The following is an 18,781-nucleotide window of genomic DNA, read 5'->3' as shown; positions in this document are numbered from 1 at the left end:
CTCGTCGCCTCTTTGACTGTTCCGCCGGCCTGGGCCGGGTCCGCCGTCCGCTCCGGGTCCGCCCGTCCGCTCCGGCTCAGCCCGGCCGGGTGGGCTCGTCCGCCGTGGGCGAGCGCCGGGGCGCCTTGGCCTGCACCGCCTCGGGGCGTTCCCCGGGCCACTGCTGGCCGCTGCGGCACAGGACGACGCCGGGGGCGATCAGGATCTCGTCGTCCGGGCCGAAGGGGCGGAACAGGGCTTCCCGCGGGCGCTGCGGCGACTCCTCCCGCAGGCGCGGCAGGTCCGTCCAGGCGGTGGGCGGTGCGCCGGGCCGGGCGGTGCGGATCGCGCAGCCCGCCAGGCTGGTGTCGAGCACCTGGAGGGCGCCCCGGCGGGAGGCCAGGACCAAGTGCTCGCGGCTGATCGGCTTGCGGCGCTCTTCGGCGAGGTGGCACGGCTCGATGCGGTCGAGGTTGGCCCGGCCGAGGACGAACTCCACGCTTTCGTCCTGCACCAGGTTGTGCCAGGCCCGGCACTGCCCGTCCACCATGACCTTCAGCTGGACGCGGGGACGGCGCGGCCCGCTGTCGGTGAGCAGCGTGCCGTGCGTGCGGCAGACCACCCGCCGGCGCCGGAAGGCCGGGGCGGGGTGGCAGCCCGGCAGGGGGCAGCGCCAGGAGCGCTCCAGCACCTTGCGCCGCGGCCGGCCCTCGAAGAGCATCCCGTCGCCCCGCAGCCGGTCCTTCTCGCCCTCGCGGGAGATCTCCCGGTCGGAGTAGACCCGCATGTCGCGCAGGACGAGCCGGACCGGGCCGCCGTGCGGGCGCACCGGCTTGAGGAAGCGGTCGCGGTTGCCCTGGATCCACCGGTGCTCCGCCCGGTGCCCGATGAAGTTGTCGCCACTGACGACCCTGATGCGGTACTCGTCGGCCTGTTCGAGCAGGTCGAGGTCGGCGGTGCCGACCGAGGCGATCAGCCCCCGGTCCCGCCACTCGCGCAGCAGGCGCGGCTCGTCCGGGTGCGGGTACTGCCCGTCGGACTCCGGCCGCATCAGGCTGTCGTCGGCGATCGCGTGGACGGTGACCCGGTCGTCGCCGGTGAACTCCCGCAGGGCGCGCAGGACCAGGCGCAGCCGCCCGAGCGCCCGGGGCGCCTCCCCGCCGAGCGCGGTCTCCCGCACGACGTTCGACAGGTCGATCAGGTAGTCGACGTCCTCGGCGCCGCCGCGCAGATGACGTTCCATCCGCCGGAACTGCGGCTGATCACTGGCCACTTCCACTCCCGCACGCTCCCGCGCCCCGACCGGTGGTACGAGGCTAGCCGGATCGGGCGCGCGGCAAGGGGCAGTTGGTCGATCCCGCCGGGTGTCACCCCTGCCGTGCGGTTGCGCGACCCGCCGGCTCTACGGAAAGTCGTAACCCCCGGGGCCGGGCTGCTGCGGCGCGGGGAAGCCGGGGACGTGCGGCGGTCCCGAGTCGAAACCGCCCGACGCGATGCCGATGCCGACGACGACGACGAACAGCCCGACGACCATGAACACCACTCCCATCGCTACCTTCGCGCCGGAGGCCGCCGCCTGTCCGGCCGGGCTGCGGTCGACCGCCATCGCCACGTGCGGTTCGAGGGGCAGGTAGCGCACCGGCACGTGGTCACCGACGACGCGCGGTACGCCCGACGTCTCCTCGATGCGGATGTCGCGGCCGTCCGCGGTGCGGAACCCGATGATCGTGTGCCGCACGTGGCGGCCCGGGTCGGACAGGTCCGAGCCCACCCGCCGCTCGACCGTCACGTAGGTCTCCAGGCACCGCCCCTCGGCCGGCACTCCGTCCTGCAGGATCCGCGCCCGCCGGTTGGCCCCGCCGGCCACGCCGATCGCCGACGCCAGGCCCGCCCCGGCGAGCACCAGTCCGACGATGACGAAGAACACTCCGATGAAATTGCCGCTCTCCGACACTCTCCATCCCCCCGTGGATGCCAGTCGAACGCATGAACTCCGGTGTCCAGGACGGACGTCGGGCGCCATCCGGTTCCCGCCCGGCGGAGCCGGTCGGCCGAAGCCGGTCAGCCGGAGCCGGTCAGTCGGGCCGGGAGTTCGCCGGCTCGCGGTCGGGGAAGGCGGCGAGGAGGGCGAGCCAGAGCTGGAAGCGGTCCTGCATGGACTGGAGGGAGCGGCCGGTGAGGCGTTCGATCCGGTCCAGGCGGTAGCGGACGGTGTTGCGGTGGACGTACAGGCGGTCGGCGACCGCCTGGACCGAGCAGTCGGCGGCCAGGTAGGCGTGCAGGGTCGTGACGAGGTCGGCCTGGTTGGCCTCGTCGAAGCGGGTGAGCGGGCGCAGCACCTCGGTGGCGAGCTGCTTGAGCGGCAGATCGGGGCTGGAGAGCAGCAGGCGCGGCAGGTTGAGCGGGTCGCCGGTGTGGATGCCGGGGCCGCGGGTGAGGGCGGCCTGGGCCTCGAACCAGCTCCAGCGCAGGCCGTCGACGCCCCGGTAGCAGCCGCCGATCCCGACGGAGGCGCGGGTGTCGAGGCCGGAGAGGGCGGTGCCGAAGCGCCGGGCGAGGGGGTCGACGGGGGCGGACTGCGGGACCACCGCGACCAGGTACCGGTCGACGACGGCGGTGAGCACGGGTTCGGGGGAGTCGGGGTGCCCCGACGCCGGTGACGTGAGCCAGGGCAGCCGGGCGAGCCGTCGGTCGGCCGCGGGCCCTCCGCCGTCCGGTCCGAGGCTGCCCAGGACGACCCGGTGGGCGGTCTTGGCGGCGAGCCCGAAGGCGGCGAGCCTGCGCTCGGCGGCGGCCGGGGCGATCACGTCCCGGACGATGTCCTCGACGACCTGGCCGGCCAGTTCCCGCCGCCCGGCCAGGTGGGCCTGCCGGCGGGCCAGTTCCAGGCCGACCAGCCGCACCGCGTACGGCAGCACGTCCGCGGCGTCGCCGGCCGACCGCAGGCAGAGGAACGCCGCGAGCATCCCGTCGACCTGGACCGGCAGCCGGACCGGGCCACCCGGCGACTCCGCGAGGTCCGGCCCGGCCGCCCGGACCTCCTCGATCAGTGCGTCGGACCGCTCGGGGGCGGCGGCGAGGACCGTCCCGTGCCGGTCGAGCACGGCGACCTCGGACCCGCACGCCCGCCGCAGCACCCGCAGCAGCGCGCCGAGGCCCTCGCCGCCCAGCAGCGCCTGGACCAGCAGGTCGTGCTGGTCGACGAGCCGCCGCTGCGCGCTGTGGTCCTCGGCCGCGATCCGCTCGGCGACCAGGCGGTTCACCGCGATGAACGGCGTCTCGTACGGGACTTCCAGGACGGCCAGGCCCAGCCGCCCGGCCTCGGCCACCGTCGCCCGCGGGACGGTCGGGTGGCTCAGCCCGGTGCCGAAGCCGACCGCCGACGCGCCGGCGGCGGCCACCCGCTGGACGAAGGCGGTCTGGGCGGCGGCGGTCCGCTGCCGCAGGCCCGTGGTGAGGAGCAGCTCGCCGCCCGTCATCCACGGCGTGGGATCGGCGAGTTCGGTCACCGCGACCCAGCGCACGACGCGTTCGGCCCCGGCCGGGCCGGTGCACAGCCGCAGGCCGAGGGCCTCTTCCCGAAGCAGTTCGCGCAGGGTCACCGACATGCGCCGGACTGTAGCGCCGCACAACTCGGCGGCGGAAGACCGTGCGGGCGTCCATAGCCGGATCGGGGGAATCCCCCTAGGTTTCCGAGCGCCGAGCCGTTCGTCCGTTGCATGACACCCACCCGCACGCCACCCGCACGGCAGCGACGACGGGACACCGACCAGGAAGGCCACAGGACTTGATGAGCGACGACCACGCGCCCCGACCGGCCCCGCCGCCCGCGGCGGTCCGGCTCGAAGCGCTCGCCAAGAGCTTCGACGGCCAGGTCCGCGCGGTCGACGGCGTGGATCTGGAGATCGGCGAGGGCGAGTTCTTCGCGATGCTCGGCCCGTCGGGCTCCGGGAAGACCACGGTGCTGCGCATGATCGCGGGCTTCGAGTCGCCGACCGCCGGCCGGGTCCTGCTGGGCGGGGCGGACGTCACCGGACTCGCCCCGTTCGACCGGGACGTCAACACGGTGTTCCAGGACTACGCCCTCTTCCCGCACATGACGGTCGAGCAGAACGTCGGCTACGGACTGATGGTCCGCCGGGTGCCCAAGGCCGAACGGGCGCGGCGGGTGCGCGCGGCGCTCGCGATGGTCCGGCTCGACGGCTTCGAGCGGCGCCGCCCGGCCCGGCTCTCGGGCGGCCAGCGCCAGCGGGTGGCGCTCGCCAGGGCGCTGGTGAACCGGCCGAAGGTGCTGCTGCTCGACGAGCCGCTCGGCGCGCTGGACCTGAAGCTGCGGCACGAGATGCAGGCGGAGCTCAAGCGGATCCAGCGCGAGGTCGGGATCACCTTCGTGTTCGTCACCCACGACCAGGACGAGGCCCTCACGATGAGCGACCGCGTCGCGGTGTTCAACGCGGGGCGGATCGAGCAGGTCGGCTCGCCCGCCGAGGTGTACGAGCACCCGGCCACCGCCTTCGTCGCGGGCTTCGTCGGCATCTCCAACCTGCTGGACGGCGCGGCGGCCGAGCAGGTCGTGGGCGAGGCGGGGCCGTTCAGCATCCGGCCGGAGAAGATCCGGATAGCGCACCCGGACGATCCCGCCGGGCCGGACGAGCTGTCGGCGACCGGGCGGGTGGCCGAGGTCGTCTACGCGGGCGGCCACACCCGGTTCCTGGTCGACCTGGAGGCGGGCGGGCGGCTGACCGCCGTCCGGCAGAACCTCGACGAGGGCTCGGCCGACGTCGTCCGCCACCGGGGCACGGACGTCGTGCTGGCCTGGCAGCGGAAGCACACCGTGCGCGTCGGCCGGTAGTCCACCCCGCAGTTCCTCTCCCCTGAAGATCGGAGACATCCCATGCGCATCCCCTCGATCGCCCGCACCGCGACGACCGCGGCGACCGCCGCGGTCCTCCTGCTCGCGGGCTGCAGCAGCAACACCGCGACGACCGGCGCCCACGGCCCGAACCCGCCGAAGCTCCCGATGCTCCAGTCCCTGGGCGCCGGCGAGGGCCAGGTCAACCTCGTCGCCTGGGCCGGCTACGCCGAGGACGGTTCGGACGACAAGAACGTCGACTGGGTCCACCCCTTCGAGCAGCAGACCGGCTGCAAGGTCAGCACGAAGACCGCCGGCACCTCCGACGAGATGGTCTCGCTGATGAAGACGGGCCAGTACGACGCCGTCTCGGCCTCCGGCGACGCGACGCTGCGCCTGATCGCCTCCGGCGACGTCGCCCCCGTCAACACGAGCCTCGTCCCGAACTACGCGGACATCTTCGAGGGACTCAAGAACCAGCCGTGGAACTCGGTGGGCGGCCAGATGTACGGCATCCCGCACGGCCGCGGCGCCAACCTGCTGATGTACCGCACCGACAAGGTTTCGCCGGCGCCGGACTCGTGGAGCGTCGTCTTCGACGGCGCCTCGTCGTACGCGGGCCACGTGACCGCGTACGACTCCGCGATCTACATCGCCGACGCCGCGCTCTACCTGATGAAGACCAGGCCCGAACTCGGCATCAAGAACCCCTACGCCCTCGACCAGGCCCAACTCAAGGCGGCCGTCGACCTGTTGAAGGCCCAGCACAAGTCCGTCGGCGAGTACTGGAGCGACTACCAGAAGGCGGAGAACTCCTTCAAGACCGGCGACACCGTCGTCGGCACCACCTGGCAGGTGATCGCCAACCTGGCGCAGGCCGACAAGGCCCCGGTCCAGGCGGTGCTGCCGAAGGAGGGCGCGACCGGCTGGTCGGACACCTGGATGGTGTCGGCGAAGGCCGCGCACCCCAACTGCGCCTACCAGTGGATGAACTGGATCGTCTCGCCGAAGGCCAACGCCCAGGTCGCCGAATGGTTCGGCGAGGCCCCGGCCAACGCCAAGGCCTGCGACCAGACCGCGGACAAGAACTTCTGCACGACCTTCCACGCCACCGACGAGCCGTACTGGAAGAACGTCTACTACTGGACCACCCCGGTCAAGAACTGCCTGGACGGCCGCAGCACCCCCTGCACCGACTACGCCGCCTGGACCGCCGCCTGGACCGAGATCAAGGGCTGACCGGTGACGACCGACGTGGCCGCCCCGCCCCTGGCCCGACCCGGGCGGCGCGGCGGCCTGCGCCGGGCGGCGTCCGTCCTCCACCGGCACGCCGGCCTGCGGCTCGCGCTGCTGCTGGCGGCGCCGATGGCCTGGCTGGTGCTCGCCTACCTGGGCTCGCTCGCCGTCCTGCTCCTCTCCGCCTTCTGGACGGTCGACGACTTCACCTCCGACGTCGTCCGGACCTGGAACACCGCCAACTTCACCACCGTCCTCACCGAGCCGGTCTACCGGGCGATCGCCCTGCGCACGCTCGGCATCGCCGCCGCCGTCACGGTGATCGACGCCGTGGTGGCGTTCCCGATGGCCTTCTACATGGCCCGGATCGCCCGCCCGCGCACCCGCAAGCTCCTGGTGGTCGCCGTCCTGACCCCGCTGTGGGCCAGCTACCTCGTCAAGGCGTACGCCTGGCGGGTCATCCTCGGCCAGGGCGGCGTGCTGGACTGGCTCGGCGCGCCGCTCGGGCTGTCCAGCCCCGGGTACGGCACGGCGGCGGTCGTCGTCGTCCTCGCGTACCTGTGGCTGCCGTACATGATCCTGCCGGTCTACGCGGGGCTGGAGAACCTGCCGGCCAACCTCCTCGACGCCTCCGCCGACCTCGGCGCCTCCGCCGGGCGGACGTTCCGCTCGGTGGTGCTGCCGCAGGTCCTGCCCTCGGTGTTCGCCGGCTCCGTCTTCACCTTCTCGCTGAGCCTCGGCGACTACATCGCCGTGCGGATCGTCGGCGGGAAGACGCAGATGCTCGGCACCGCGATCGCCGACAACGTGACCCTCGACCTGCCGCTCGCCGCCGCGCTGTCCTGCGTGCCCGTGGTGATGATCGTCGGCTACCTGCTCGCCGTGCGCCGCACCGGCGCCCTGGACTCGCTGTAGGGGGCGAACACCAGTGAACCTCTCCCGCCGCGCCCGGATCGCGCTGCGCACGGCCATGACCGCCGGCCTCGCCGTCGTATACCTGCCGCTGCTCCTGGTCCTGGTCAACTCGCTCAACAAGGACCGCTCCTTCGCCTGGCCGCCGACCGGACTCACCACCGAGTGGTGGGTCCGGGCCTGGCAGTCCGACGGCGCCCGCACCGCGCTCGTCACCTCCGTGCAGGCGGGCGCCGGGGCGACGCTGGTCGCGCTCGTCCTCGGCACCATGACCGCCTTCGCCGTCCAGCGCCACCGCTTCTTCGGCCGGCAGACGGTGTCGTTCCTCGTGATCCTGCCGATCGCCCTGCCCGGCATCGTCACCGGCATCGCCCTCAACGCCGCCTTCCGCACGGTCCTCGGCCCGGCGGGCATCGGCTTCGGGCTGCTCACCGTCGTCATCGGGCACGCGACCTTCTGCATCGTCGCCGTGTTCAACAACGTCGTCGCCAGGCTGCGCCGGATGTCGCCCTCGGCCGAGGAGGCCTCCGCCGACCTCGGCGCGCACACCTTCCAGACCTTCCGCTACGTGACCTTTCCCGCCGTGCGGTCCGCCCTGCTGGCGGGCGCGCTGCTGGCGTTCGCGCTCTCCTTCGACGAGATCGTGGTGACCACCTTCACGGCCGGCCCCGGCGTCCAGACGCTCCCCGTGTGGATCTACGCCAACCTGGCCCGGCCCAACCAGGCGCCCGTCGTCAACGTCGTCGCCGCGGTCCTGGTCCTGCTCTCGGTCGTCCCGGTGTACCTCGCCCAACGCCTTTCCGCCGACACCCCTGGAGGCCGGTCGTGATCCCGTCGGAACGCACGGGGATGCGCTTCTCCGTCAACATCCCCAACTTCGGCGACTTCGCCGATCCCCGCAACGTCGCGACCGTGGCCGTGGCCGCCGAGGACACGGGCTGGGACGGGCTGTTCGTCTGGGACCACGTCCTGCACCGGCACCACCAGGGACGGCCGTTCGGCGACCCCTGGATGCTGCTGACCGCGGCCGCGCTGGCGACCACCCGGATCCGGCTCGGCACCCTGCTGACACCGGTCCCGCGCTACCGCCCGCAGCAACTCGCCCGCCAGGTGGCCACCCTGGACCACCTCAGCGGCGGGCGGGTCGTCTTCGCCGCGGGCCTGGGCGGCCCGGTGGACGACGAGTACCGCAGCTTCGGCGACACCGCCGACCCGCGCGTCCTGGCCGAGCGGCTCGACGAAGGCCTGGACCTGCTGCGGCGCTTCTGGTCCGGCACCCCGGTGGACCACCGGGGCACGCACTACGAGGCCCGCGACGTGACGTTGCTGCCCGCCACCGTGCAGCGGCCCGGCCCGCCGGTCTGGATCGGCGGCTTCTGGCCGCGCCGCCCACCCATGCGCCGCGCGGCCCGCTTCGACGGCGCGGTCCCGCTCTTCGAACGCGCCCGGCACGGCCACGTGCCGGACGCGGCCGAGGTGCGGGACCTGATCGGCTACGTCCGCGAGCAGCGCACGGCCGAGCCCGACCGCCCGTTCGAGTTCGTGCTCGGCGGAGCCACACCCCCGGACGCGGCCAGGGCCAGGGACCTGATCGGCCCCCTGCGCGACGCCGGCGCCACCTGGTGGGACGAACGCCGACTCCAGACCGGCCCCGACCTCGACCGCCTCACCCCGGTCCTGCGCCGCATCGAGGCCGGCCCGCCGGTGCTCTGACGACCCGCCCGCCGCCGGCTCGGGCCGCGCATGAGACCGTCCCCTGCATCGTCAACCGTGCCTGCAGTAGCCGGACGGGTTGGCGGCCGGCGGAAAGCACTGGTACGGCAAGTCCTCGGCGTGATGGCTCAGGAAGCGGCCGATGCATCGGTCCTGGCCCACGCGGCCGTGTGTTGCGCAGAAGGCTAGAGCCGCGGAACCGTCGCTGAAGGGACCCGGGTCGTAGACGACCCAGTACCCGGGGCGCAGTGAGGCGAAGTCGTCGCTCCGCAGGACCTGGGCCGTCGGTACGTCGGCCCTGACCTGTGCCAGCCGCTGGTCCCGAGTGGCGATGCCCGTGGAGACCGGTTCGGAGTAGAGCTGTGCGATCCAGCTGTCCGCGCCGCCTTCTCCTGCTTCGGCACCTGGTGTGGCGGATGCCGGCGCAGTTGCCGGAGCAGGAGAAGACGGGGGCCGGCTCGACGCTGGTTCCGGGGTCGGCGTGGGAGTCGGAACCGAGACTCCGACGGGTGATCCGGGGGATTGCGAGGCCGAGGAAGGGTGCGAGAAGGCGCCGCTGATGAAGGCCACTGCGATCGCCCCCATGGCCGCGATGATCGCCGCGGCAATCTGAACGGTGTGCTGCTTCAACCATGGGTCGGAAGAAGGAGAAGCCACGTCACGCCCCTGCGCCAGTCATGGGATCGGCTATCTGATGAACAGTCAGTCATCAGTGTTCAAACGTACATGACCGAGGGCGGCGACGCCCCGGGGCCGGGATTTTCGCAGCTCGACTCGCGGCGGTGCCGGAGCGGCCGGCCGGACGGGGCAGGCCGTAGTGGTCGCGCAGGGTGGTGCCGGTGTACTCGGTGCGGAAGAGGCCGCGCTCGCGCAGGATCGGGACCACCCGCCGGGCGAACACCTCCAGGCCCGACGGCAGGACGGCGGGCATGATGTTGAATCCGTCCGCCGCGCCGTGGCGGAACCACTCCTCGATCGTGTCGGCGACCTGTTCGGCGGTCCCGGCGAACGTGCGGTGGCCGCGTCCGGCTTGTCGGCGGCGGACGGCGGGGCGGGGTCGGCGACGAGTGCGAGCGTCATGGCGGTCCTCGGTCCGGTCGAGGTTCCGCAACGGCCTGTGGGGTGACTACCGGGGACGGCGACAGCTCGCGAAGGTCATGCCCCGATGGTGGCGAGCCCGTTCCAGCAGGTCAATGGACACCCGTAACAGCCCGATGGCAGTCCTGCGAACAGCCGCGCGGGTCGTCGCTCCGCGGTGGGGGTCAGGCGTAGTCGGCCGTGGGTTGGTCGATCCCGGGGCCGCCCGGGTGGGGGGTTCGGACGTAGCCGTCCGGAGGTGTGGGAAGAGCCTGGACGCAGGCTTCGGAGCAGGCGTCGACCAGGAGCGGGAGCACGTCGGTGGCGACCCGCAGGGAGATCCATGCACGGTGGATCCCGATGCCGTCCAACGGCCGTGCGCACACGCTGCACGTGCTGCCCGCCCCCTCGCCGCCGGACCGGAGCGGGGGGAACGGTGGGCGGAACTTCTCGTTCCCGTACAAGGCGCGCGTGCTCACGGTGCTCCGCTTCAGGTTCGGGCACCTGGTCAGCTCGTACGGGAACCAGTGCAGTCGGTACGACGTGTACGGGGTGAACTCCTCCAGGCCGGTCATGGCGCCGATCTCCGGGGGGATGCGGACCAGGTTGCTGCCGTAGAGGTCGAAATGCCTGACCGCGGTGAGCTTCGCGATCGTGGGCGGCAGGGTGATGATCTGCCGCCGTTGCTCCGGACTCATGTCGGCCAGCGGCCGGAAGACCTCGCGTCCGTCGGCGGCCGCTTCCTCGATCAGCGTCAGCAGGTGCTGCCAGGCCGGCGACGACGTGTCCTGCCGGTCGTCGTGGAAGCGCACGCGGCGCCGATTGGTCGCCCGGGACTGTTCGAAGCACGTGCAGGTGTGACGGGGGAATGCGCTGCCGGACGTCCTCGAATCTGCCTCGTTCGCCATGGCGTACACGATACGGATGGGCACGGGCGGTGGTCGGGCTGTGTCGACACCTTGGTGGGGTACCCTCTCGACGATGATCTTTGTACTAATCGTGATCACCAGCGTGGTGGCGGCATGGTCGCTGGTCGCCGGGCGGTTGGAACAGTGGCACGTGCGGGCTCCGCTGGTGCTGGTGCTGGCGGGGGTCCTCACCGGGGTGTTCACGCACAGTCACCTCGCGGCGACGATGGACTCCGAGGTCGCGCAGCACGTGGCCGAGGTGATCCTGGCCGTCCTGCTGTTCGTCGATGCTACCGAGCTGCCGGGTGGGCGGCTGTTCGGCAACGACCCCGTGTCGGCGGTGCGGGCGCTGCTGGTGGCGATGCCGCTGAGCCTCGGTCTGATGGTGCTGCTCGGGTGGCTGTTGCTGCCCGCCATGCCGTGGGCGGTGCTGCTGCTCATCGCGTGCATCATCGTCCCGACCGACTTCGCCCCGGCCGAGACCCTCGTGCGCGATCCGCGGATCCCGGCGCGGGTGCGCGGCGTGCTGAACGTGGAGAGCGGCTACAACGACGGCATCGTGTCGCCGCTGTTCCTGTTCGCGCTGATCCTGGCCGGGACGCACTCCGAAGCGCGCACGCCCGCGGAGGCGCTGGGCACGACCGTGCCGGCGGCGGTGAAGGCCGTCCTGGCGGGCTTCCTGCTGGGGGCGCTGATCGCGTGGCTGATGAACCGGGCCGACGGCGCGCGCTGGATGACGGCGCAGTCGCGGCGGATCATGGTGCTCGTCTCGCCGCTGATCGCGTACACGGTGACGGTGTCGGTGGACGGGAACGGCTTCGTGGCCGCGTTCGTGTGCGGCATCGCCTTCCGGTTCATCCGGCAGGCGCCGGTCCGCCGGCACGGCGCCTCGGCTCCCGACGCCTCGGACTTCCAGCTGATCGAGGACACCAACTCGATCATGACGATGGGCATGTGGTTCTTCTTCGGCAACGCCGTGGTGCTGACGGTGAGCGAGGGCGTCGACTGGTCGATCGTCGTGGTCGCCGTCGCCGCGCTCACCGTGGTGCGGATCGTGCCGGTCCTGCTCGCGTTCCTCGGCTCGAAGTTCAGCTGGCGCGAACGGCTCATGGTCGGCGCGCTCGGTCCGCGCGGCACGACGTCCATCGTGTTCGGCCTGCTCGCCTTCAACGGCCTCCCGGAGGGGCCGCTCGCCGTCACCGCCCTGGACACCATGACGCTCACGGTGCTCGGCAGCATCCTGATCCACGGCGCCGGGTCGGTGGCCATCGCACGGCTCCTGAACGGCCGGTCCGCCGAGCCGGTCGCGACCGCCGCGGCCCCGGGACACGAGGGGGCGGGGCACGAGGGGGCGGGACACGAAGGGGCGGGGGCGCCGAGGGAGTGACGGCCGGCCGGGGCGGCGCGGGGTGCCGTGCGGTGCGGCGTGAGAGGCTCGCGTCATGGAACAGCGCGTACTCGGCCGCACCGGCCGTCCCGTCTCGATCGTCGGACTCGGTACCTGGCAGCTCGGCGCGGACTGGGGGGACGTCCGCGAGGAGGACGCCCTCGCCGTGTTGGACGCCTCCGTGGCGGCCGGTGTCACCCTCTTCGACACCGCCGACGTCTACGGCGACGGCCGCAGCGAGCAGTTGATCGGCCGCTACCTCAAGGGCCGCCCGGACGCCGGGGTGTTCGTCGCCACGAAGTTCGGTCGCCGGGTCGAGCAGCGGCCCGAGCACTACCACCTCGCCAACTTCCGCGCCTGGGCGGACCGTTCACGGGCCAACCTGGGCGTGGAGCGGCTCGACCTGGTGCAGCTGCACTGCCCGCCGACGCCCGTGTACTCCGCGGACGAGGTGTTCGACGCCCTGGACACCCTGGTGGCGGAGGAGCGGATCGCCGCGTACGGGGTCAGCGTGGAGACCTGCGCGGAGGCGCTGACGGCGATCGCACGCCCGGGTGTCGCGAGCGTGCAGATCATCCTGAACGCCTTCCGGCTCAAGCCGCTGGAGCGGGTGCTGCCGGCCGCCGAGGCCGCCGGGGTGGGGATCCTGGCCCGGGTGCCGCTGGCCTCCGGGCTGCTCTCCGGCCGCTACACCCGGCAGACCGTGTTCGCCGCCGACGACCACCGCACCTACAACCGGCACGGCGAGGCCTTCGACCAGGGCGAGACCTTCTCCGGGGTGGACTTCGCGACCGGCGTCGAGGCGGCGGCCGAATTCGCCGCACTCGCGCCCGAGGGTGCCACGGCGGCGCAGACGGCGCTCCGCTGGATCACCCAGCAGCCGGGGGTGACGACGGTGATCCCGGGCGCCCGCAACGTGACGCAGGCGCGGGCCAACGCGGCCGCCGCCGACCTGGCGCCGCTGCCGGAGGCCACCCTGGACGCTGTGCGGGAGCTGTACGACCGCCGGATCCGGCCCCAGGTGCACGACCGCTGGTGACGCCGGCCCGCCCTGGGGCCGCAGTGCCTCAGCCCGGCCGCGTCCGGGCGGGCACCTCTAACAGCCGCTGCGCCGCAGAGGGTCCGCGCAGGTCAGGGGCACCGAAGGCGTCGCGAAGGGGGCCTCCCGGCGGGCCCGGCGGCACTCGATCCGGCGGCACAGTAGCGTTACGTTGATATGGCATGTACGCTGCGTGTCGCTGGTTGAACACCATGCGGGCCTGGTCGCCACTCCGTGGGGGGAGTCACGTCCAGGCCCGGTCGCCGGCCAGGCCTCGGTTGGGCTCGTGGGGGAGCTTCAGCCGAGGCCGTCGGTGGCTGTCATCGTTATGCCCGCCCTGACGGTGTTTCAGTCATGACAAGGCGCGAAGGTTTCGGCGAAGGGGAACTTTCTTGCGAGTGCCGTCGGCGCGGGCGCCCGAACCGCCCGGTCTCAGGGCTCCAGGCGGATGCGGACGCGCCGGTTCTGACGGCCCTTGTTCTCCACCTTGGTGACGGTGATGCGGCCGATCTGGCCGGTGGAGGCGACGTGGGTGCCGCCGTCGGCCTGGGCGTCGAGGCCGACGATGTCGACCACGCGGACCTCGGGCACGTCCGGGGGCGCCTTGAACTGGGTGCGCACGAGGTCCGGGATGGCCTCGGCCTCCGCCTTGGGCAGGGTGCGGACCACGATCTTGCGGTCGGCCGAGATCTCCGCGTTGACGGCGTCCTCCAGGGCCTGCTTGAAGCCCGGCGGGACCTCGGGCAGGTTGAAGTCCATCCGGGCCTCGCCCGGCTCCATGTTGTTGCCCGTCACCAGGGCGCCGAAGTCCCGGAAGACGGTGCCGCACAGGACGTGCAGCCCGGAGTGGGTGCGCATCAGGGAACTGCGCCGCTGGTCGTCGAGGGCGCCGGTGACGGTGGTGCCCGCGGGCGGGACGGGGTCGCCCGGGGCCGGCAGCAGGTAGAGGTCGTCGCCCTTGCGGGTGCCGATGATCGAGGTCTGCACGCCCTGCCAGATCAGCACGCCGTGGTCCGGCGGCTGGCCGCCGCCGCCGGGGTAGAAGGCCGAGCGGTCCAGGACGATCCCGGCCTCGGGATCGGCCGGATCCGACCACAGGACCGTGCAGTCCCATTCCCTCAGCGTGACGTCTTCCCAGTCCAGCCGGTGCGTGCGGCCGTGGTGGTCGATTCCCATGGGCAGTTGGAGCCGCGGTCGCCCGACCGGGCCCGCCGGCTCCTTCTCCTTTCCGGTGACACTGCGGTAGTTCTGCGGTACGCGTGGCGATCCCCGCGCGCGGACCTGCCCGAACTCGCCCGTACGGCCGCGCCTCGCCAGTCGCTCCGAGCATACGCGGTCCGTCGTCGAACACGTGACGCTACGTCAACTCACCAGCCGGAGCAGCGCGGCGGTCGCGGCGCCGAGCGCCACCACGAGGAGGAAGGGCGCCCGCAGGAGCGCGGCCACCACCGCGACGCCGAAGCCGGCCGCGCGGGCGTCCAGGACGAGGTCGTGGCCGCGGCTGAAGGTCTGCACGGCGACCAGCGCCGCCAGCAGGGCGACGGGCAGCAGCGCCGAGATCTCCTGGACCCGCCGTCGCTTGAGCACCGACTCCGGCACGCACAGGCCGGCCAGCTTCAGCAGGTAGACGCCGAGGCTGCCGAGCAGGATCGCGGTCCACATCAGCGGCTCTCCTTGCGCAGCGCGAGGCCGGCGACGCCGGCGACCAGGCCGGCGAGCAGCACCGGCACCCCGACGGGTAGAAGCGGCACCCCGGCGAGCGCGACGGCGGCGGCCGCCACGGCCACCGCCCAGAACCGCCGTTCGCGCAGCCGGGGCATCAGCAGGGCGACGAACGCCGCGGGCGACGCGACGTCCAGGCCGAGCGCCTCCGGATCGGGCAGGACCTTCGCGCCGAGGGCGCCGGCGAGCGTGGCGATGTTCCAGCAGACGAAGACGGCCGCGCCGGTGGCGTAGAAGGCCAGCCGCGCCTCGCGCCGGGTGCCGCGTCCCATGGACATCGCCGAGCTCTCGTCGAGCACCAGCTGCGAGGTGGCCACCCGCCGCAGGCCGCCGACCTGGAGGAGGGCGGAGAGGTTCAGCCCGTAGAGGCTGTTGCGCACGCCCAGCAGGGTCGCGGTCGCCGCGCCGGTGAGGGCCGCGCCGCCGGCGCCGAGGACGCCGATCACGGCGAACTGGGAGGCGCCGGAGAACATCAGGAGGGACAGCACGCAGCTCTGCAGCACCGAGAAGCCGGCGACGACGGCCAGGGCGCCGAAGGACAGGCCCAGGGCGCCGACCGCGAGCCCGACGCCCACCGCGTCCCGCAGCACGGCGGCTCTCTGCCGCGGCCAGCTGTCGGCGGTGGGTACCGGGCTCGCGGTGGATTGCGCTTTGGTCATGGATTCCGCTCTCGCAGCACGATCGTCAGTTCGTCGTGCGCCTTGGCGCACAACTCGGCGGCCGCGTCGGGGGTTTCGCCCTCGGCGATGACGTAGCCGAGCCGATGGTATGCGTTCTTCGCGGGCTCCACCCGCTGTTCCGGGCGAGCCGTGACGGTGACATGGCGGACGCCTTCGAGGGCCCGCGCCGCCTCGGTCCCGGAGACGTGCGAGAAGGTGCCCTCGCGCTCGGCGAGCAGGAAGCGGATGGCGGCGGCCCGGGCCGGGACGCGGTCCAGCCGGGGCGGGCGGCCGAGGGCGGCGCGGACCTGCTCCTCGAGCAGGTTGATCCCGGTGGAGAGCCGGACGAGCTCGGGGATCATCCCGCCCGCGAGGCGGCCGTTGACCTCGATGACGGCCGCGCCCTCCGGGGTGAGCCGGACCTCGGTGTGGGCGGCGCCGCTGGTCAGCCCGACCGCCCGGACGGCCCGCCGGGCGGCCCCGGCCAGGTCGTCGGCGACGTGCGGCGGCACGGCGGCCGGGAAGACGTGGCCGTGCTCGACGAAGTGCGGCGGGCCCGCCAGGTGCTTCTGCGTGATCCCGACGCAGTGCACCTCGCCCGCCCGGCTGAACGTCTCGACGCTGAACTCCGGCCCGTCCAGGTACTCCTCGACGAGCACCGTGCCGGCGGTGGCCTGCCCGCGCACGTTGACCGTCTCGGCGAGGATCACCCGGCTCTGCGCGACCGCCTGTTCGGCCGTCGAACAGAGCAGCACGTTGTTGGAGCCGCTGTCGTCCGCGGGCTTGACCACGCAGGGCAGGCCGATCCGGGCCACCGCCTCCGGTACGTCCGCCGGGTCGGCCAGGACCGCGAACCGCGGCTGCCGGACGCCGGCCTGCGCCAGGCGGGCCCGGGTGACCGCCTTGTCGCGGCACGCGGTCATGCTCTCCACGGAGTTCCCCGGCAGGCCCAGGAGCGTGGTGAGTCCGGCCACCGCGGGGAGGTAGAAGTCGCTCGTGGTGGCGACCCCGGCGATCTCCTCCCGGCGCCAGGCGGCGCGGACGGTCTCGCGCAGTGCGGCGGCGGAGTTGGTGTCGCAGGTGACCACCTCGCAGCCGGTGCCGGCCACGTCCGGGTAGCGCTCGGGGGAGTTGGTGAGCAGGACCGGGGTGAGACCGAGGTCCCGGGTGAGCCGGAGGGCGAGCATGCCGGTGCCGGTGGTGTTCGACTCGACGAAGAGCAGGCGCTGGCGGTCCGCGGAGCGTTCGATCTCCTCGGTGCGGGACCAGTGCTCGGCGACCCGGCCCGGGGTGATCGTGACGGGTGCGGTGGCGGGCACTTGTCGGTCCACCTGGTGTTCGGTCCAGTAGTCGTCGTCATAGATGGTGCGGGTGTAGCGGTCACCGCGGTCGGGGAGGATGCCGACGATCCTCGTCCCCGGGGCCGCGCGGGCCGCCAGGTGGCGCAGCAACTGGTAGACGGACCCGGAGGTGTTGCCCGCGAAGATCTGCTGGTCGCGGGCGAGGTCGCGGGTCGCGGTGAAGGCTTCGAGGTCGTTGAGCCAGTGCACTTCGTCGATCAGCCGCCGGTCGAGGTTGCCCGGCAGGAGGCTGTTGCCGAGGCCGCTCTGCTTGCGTCCGGGCCGGTCGGGCTGGCCGAACAGGACGCTGCCGACGGAGTCCACCCCGACGACCCGCAGCTCGGGCAGGGTGGTCCGCAACTGCCGCGCCGTGCCGCAGAGCGAGCCGCCGCTGCCGACCGAGCCGACCAGCACGTCGAACCCGCCGAGGTCGTCGAGCAGTTCGGCGGCGAGGGCGCGGTAGCCGGCCGGGTTGTCGGGGTTGCCGTACTGGTCCGGCCAGAACGCGCCGGGGAGTTCGGTGCGCAACCGGGCCAGGAGCTCCAGGCGGGCGCCCTGCCAGCCCGTCCCGGTCATGGCCTCGACGACGTGGACCTCGCACCCGAGGGCGCGCAGTTTGGCGAGGGTGATGTCGTCGATGCGCGGGTCGGTGACGATGTGGACGGGGTGGCCGAGCGCGCGGCCGACGAGGGCCACGCCGAGGGCCATCGTCCCCGAGGAGCTCTCGACGATCGCGGCGCCGTCGGGCAGGGCGCCGGTCCGTTTGGCGGTCAGGATGATGGTGCGGGCGACCCGGTCCTTCATCCCGTAGAGGTTCTGGCACTCCAGCTTGGCGAAGACCTCCACGCCGGCGGGCGCGTCGAGGCGCAGCCGGACGAGTGGGGTGTGGCCTATCGCGTCGACAACACTGTCAAAGAGCACAGTCTCCTCCGATGGAGCCGGCGTGGTGGACAGAGGGGTGCGGGGTGTCGTAATCGGCCTTGCCGAGCGTGCGGTGGACCTCGACCGTGCCCGGGAGGCGGGCGCAGCGGGCGAGGACCTGTTCGAGCCGCAGTGGGTCGGCGCCGTGTTCGCCGAGGAGGATGCCGAGGACGGTGCCGCTGTGGGCGACGACCAGGCCGAGGCCGTCGTGGTCGCGGCAGATCCGGTGCAGTTCCTCGAAGTCCGGGCGGGGGAGCCGGCGGGTGTGCAGTTCGGCGCTGCGGGTGGCGACCTCGCCGATCGTGGCGAGGTCGGCGGAGCTCACGGCGGTGCTCAGGGTGTCGAGCAGGTCGCGGTACTCGCGGCGTTCGCGCAGGGTCGGCGCGGTGACCGTCCGGTTGAAGCCGACGGTGTCGACCGTGCCGCCGGGGTCGTGGGCCACGACGGTGAGCGGGGGCAGGAAGCCGAGCCGCTCGCGCAGGCGCACCTCGCGGTGGTAGTAGCTGACGACGCCCGCGTACATGACGCCGTCGGACGGCTCGATCCCGCGCAGGAAGTACTCGATCTCGGGTTCGGCGAGGGTGATCCCCAGGGTGTCGGCCACGGCGCGGGCGGTGGCGACGAGGTCGGCCGAGGAGCTGGCCAGTCCCTTGCCCTCGGGTATCGCGGAGTCGAGCTCCAGGGTGCCGCCGCCGATGTACCCGTGGGCGCGCAGGATCCGGGTGGCGAGGTGCCGGGACTTGTGCTTCCAGGTGGGCCTGACCGTGATCTCGTCGGTGGTCGTGGTGGCCCGGAAGACCGCGGTCGACCAGGCGTCGATGGGCAGGGTCACCAGGAAGCGGCGCTGGCGTTCCAGCAGCATCCCCTGCAGCAGTTCCCCGAAGGTGCCGTTGGCGACCCCGATGCCCGCTTCCTTCCGTATGAACATGATGGTTTCCTCGTTGACCGTCATTGAGCGTCATCGGCCGTCATTGAGCGTCGGTGGCCGTCGGTGGATGTCCGTGATCGTCCGCCGCCGTGCGGCGCCGGGCGTTGC

The 18,781-nt window shown here is 72.9% G+C and carries 16 protein-coding genes and 1 pseudogene; 7 read left to right on the top strand and 10 right to left on the bottom strand.

Going from position 1 to position 18,781, the window contains the following annotated elements:
* Window positions 1-76: 76 nt before the first annotated feature.
* The 3 genes from ACFVU9_RS02165 to ACFVU9_RS02155 form a co-directional block, all read right to left on the bottom strand.
* Window positions 77-1,252: an FHA domain-containing protein gene (locus ACFVU9_RS02165; RefSeq protein ID WP_387588996.1), complete on the bottom strand. Its 1,176-nt coding sequence runs from the start codon at window positions 1,250-1,252 to the stop codon at window positions 77-79.
* A gap of 129 nt (window positions 1,253-1,381) precedes the next feature.
* On the bottom strand, window positions 1,382-1,933 hold the full coding sequence (locus tag ACFVU9_RS02160; RefSeq protein ID WP_387588994.1) for a DUF3592 domain-containing protein: 552 nt from the start codon (window positions 1,931-1,933) through the stop codon (window positions 1,382-1,384).
* A 121-nt stretch (window positions 1,934-2,054) separates the two neighbouring features.
* Window positions 2,055-3,587, bottom strand: a complete 1,533-nt coding sequence (locus ACFVU9_RS02155; RefSeq protein ID WP_387588992.1) for a PucR family transcriptional regulator — start codon at window positions 3,585-3,587, stop codon at window positions 2,055-2,057.
* Between the two features lie 182 nt (window positions 3,588-3,769).
* Between ACFVU9_RS02155 and ACFVU9_RS02150 the strand changes: the two genes are divergently transcribed.
* Genes ACFVU9_RS02150 through ACFVU9_RS02130 form a run of 5 tightly spaced genes read left to right on the top strand, consistent with a single transcriptional unit; the run spans window position 3,770 to window position 8,692 of the window.
* Window positions 3,770-4,831 carry an ABC transporter ATP-binding protein gene (locus ACFVU9_RS02150; RefSeq protein ID WP_387588990.1) on the top strand — a complete coding sequence of 354 codons (1,062 nt, stop codon included), beginning with the start codon at window positions 3,770-3,772 and terminating at the stop codon, window positions 4,829-4,831.
* Window positions 4,832-4,873: 42 nt separating this feature from the next.
* Entirely contained in the window at window positions 4,874-6,070 is a 1,197-nt protein-coding gene (locus ACFVU9_RS02145) for an ABC transporter substrate-binding protein (protein ID WP_387588988.1), read from the top strand.
* 3 nt (window positions 6,071-6,073) lie between these two features.
* Window positions 6,074-6,982, top strand: coding sequence for an ABC transporter permease (locus ACFVU9_RS02140; protein ID WP_380442912.1), 909 nt, complete (start codon window positions 6,074-6,076; stop codon window positions 6,980-6,982).
* Window positions 6,983-6,995: 13 nt separating this feature from the next.
* On the top strand, window positions 6,996-7,808 hold the full coding sequence (locus ACFVU9_RS02135) for an ABC transporter permease (RefSeq protein ID WP_387588986.1): 813 nt from the start codon (window positions 6,996-6,998) through the stop codon (window positions 7,806-7,808).
* Between the two features lie 20 nt (window positions 7,809-7,828).
* Window positions 7,829-8,692, top strand: a complete 864-nt coding sequence (locus ACFVU9_RS02130; RefSeq protein WP_387589019.1) for an LLM class flavin-dependent oxidoreductase — start codon at window positions 7,829-7,831, stop codon at window positions 8,690-8,692.
* 709 nt (window positions 8,693-9,401) lie between these two features.
* Here ACFVU9_RS02130 and ACFVU9_RS02125 read toward each other — a convergent pair.
* Window positions 9,402-9,725: pseudogene (locus ACFVU9_RS02125) on the bottom strand (hypothetical protein); the annotation flags it as partial.
* A gap of 229 nt (window positions 9,726-9,954) precedes the next feature.
* Window positions 9,955-10,677, bottom strand: coding sequence for a leucine-rich repeat domain-containing protein (locus ACFVU9_RS02120; protein ID WP_387588984.1), 723 nt, complete (start codon window positions 10,675-10,677; stop codon window positions 9,955-9,957).
* A gap of 73 nt (window positions 10,678-10,750) precedes the next feature.
* On the opposite strand from ACFVU9_RS02120, the gene ACFVU9_RS02115 reads away from it, so the two are divergent.
* Window positions 10,751-12,064 carry a cation:proton antiporter gene (locus ACFVU9_RS02115; RefSeq protein WP_387588982.1) on the top strand — a complete coding sequence of 438 codons (1,314 nt, stop codon included), beginning with the start codon at window positions 10,751-10,753 and terminating at the stop codon, window positions 12,062-12,064.
* Window positions 12,065-12,119: 55 nt separating this feature from the next.
* On the top strand, window positions 12,120-13,103 hold the full coding sequence (locus ACFVU9_RS02110; RefSeq protein ID WP_387588980.1) for an aldo/keto reductase: 984 nt from the start codon (window positions 12,120-12,122) through the stop codon (window positions 13,101-13,103).
* A 432-nt stretch (window positions 13,104-13,535) separates the two neighbouring features.
* Here the strand turns inward: ACFVU9_RS02110 and ACFVU9_RS02105 are convergent, their stop codons facing one another.
* From ACFVU9_RS02105 to ACFVU9_RS02085, 5 genes are all read right to left on the bottom strand, one after another.
* Window positions 13,536-14,279 (bottom strand): alanyl-tRNA editing protein, encoded by a 744-nt coding sequence (locus ACFVU9_RS02105; RefSeq protein WP_380442898.1) that lies wholly within the window; start codon window positions 14,277-14,279, stop codon window positions 13,536-13,538.
* Between the two features lie 186 nt (window positions 14,280-14,465).
* Window positions 14,466-14,765, bottom strand: coding sequence for an AzlD domain-containing protein (locus ACFVU9_RS02100; protein ID WP_380442896.1), 300 nt, complete (start codon window positions 14,763-14,765; stop codon window positions 14,466-14,468).
* Entirely contained in the window at window positions 14,765-15,484 is a 720-nt protein-coding gene (locus tag ACFVU9_RS02095) for an AzlC family ABC transporter permease (protein WP_380442894.1), read from the bottom strand. Before ACFVU9_RS02095 ends, ACFVU9_RS02100 begins: the two co-directional genes overlap by 1 nt.
* Complete coding sequence (locus ACFVU9_RS02090) at window positions 15,481-17,745, bottom strand: pyridoxal-phosphate dependent enzyme (protein ID WP_387588977.1); 2,265 nt, start codon at window positions 17,743-17,745, stop codon at window positions 15,481-15,483. The genes ACFVU9_RS02095 and ACFVU9_RS02090 overlap by 4 nt, the downstream gene beginning before the upstream one ends.
* On the bottom strand, window positions 17,735-18,673 hold the full coding sequence (locus ACFVU9_RS02085; RefSeq protein ID WP_387588975.1) for a kinase: 939 nt from the start codon (window positions 18,671-18,673) through the stop codon (window positions 17,735-17,737). Before ACFVU9_RS02085 ends, ACFVU9_RS02090 begins: the two co-directional genes overlap by 11 nt.
* Between the last annotated feature and the right edge of the window lie 108 nt (window positions 18,674-18,781).

It is taken from the genome of Kitasatospora sp. NPDC057936 (genome assembly GCF_042887525.1).
Taxonomy (GTDB): domain Bacteria; phylum Actinomycetota; class Actinomycetes; order Streptomycetales; family Streptomycetaceae; genus Kitasatospora.
Note: the sequence above shows the minus strand (reverse complement) of the source record. Positions and strands in the feature narration are given on the sequence as shown.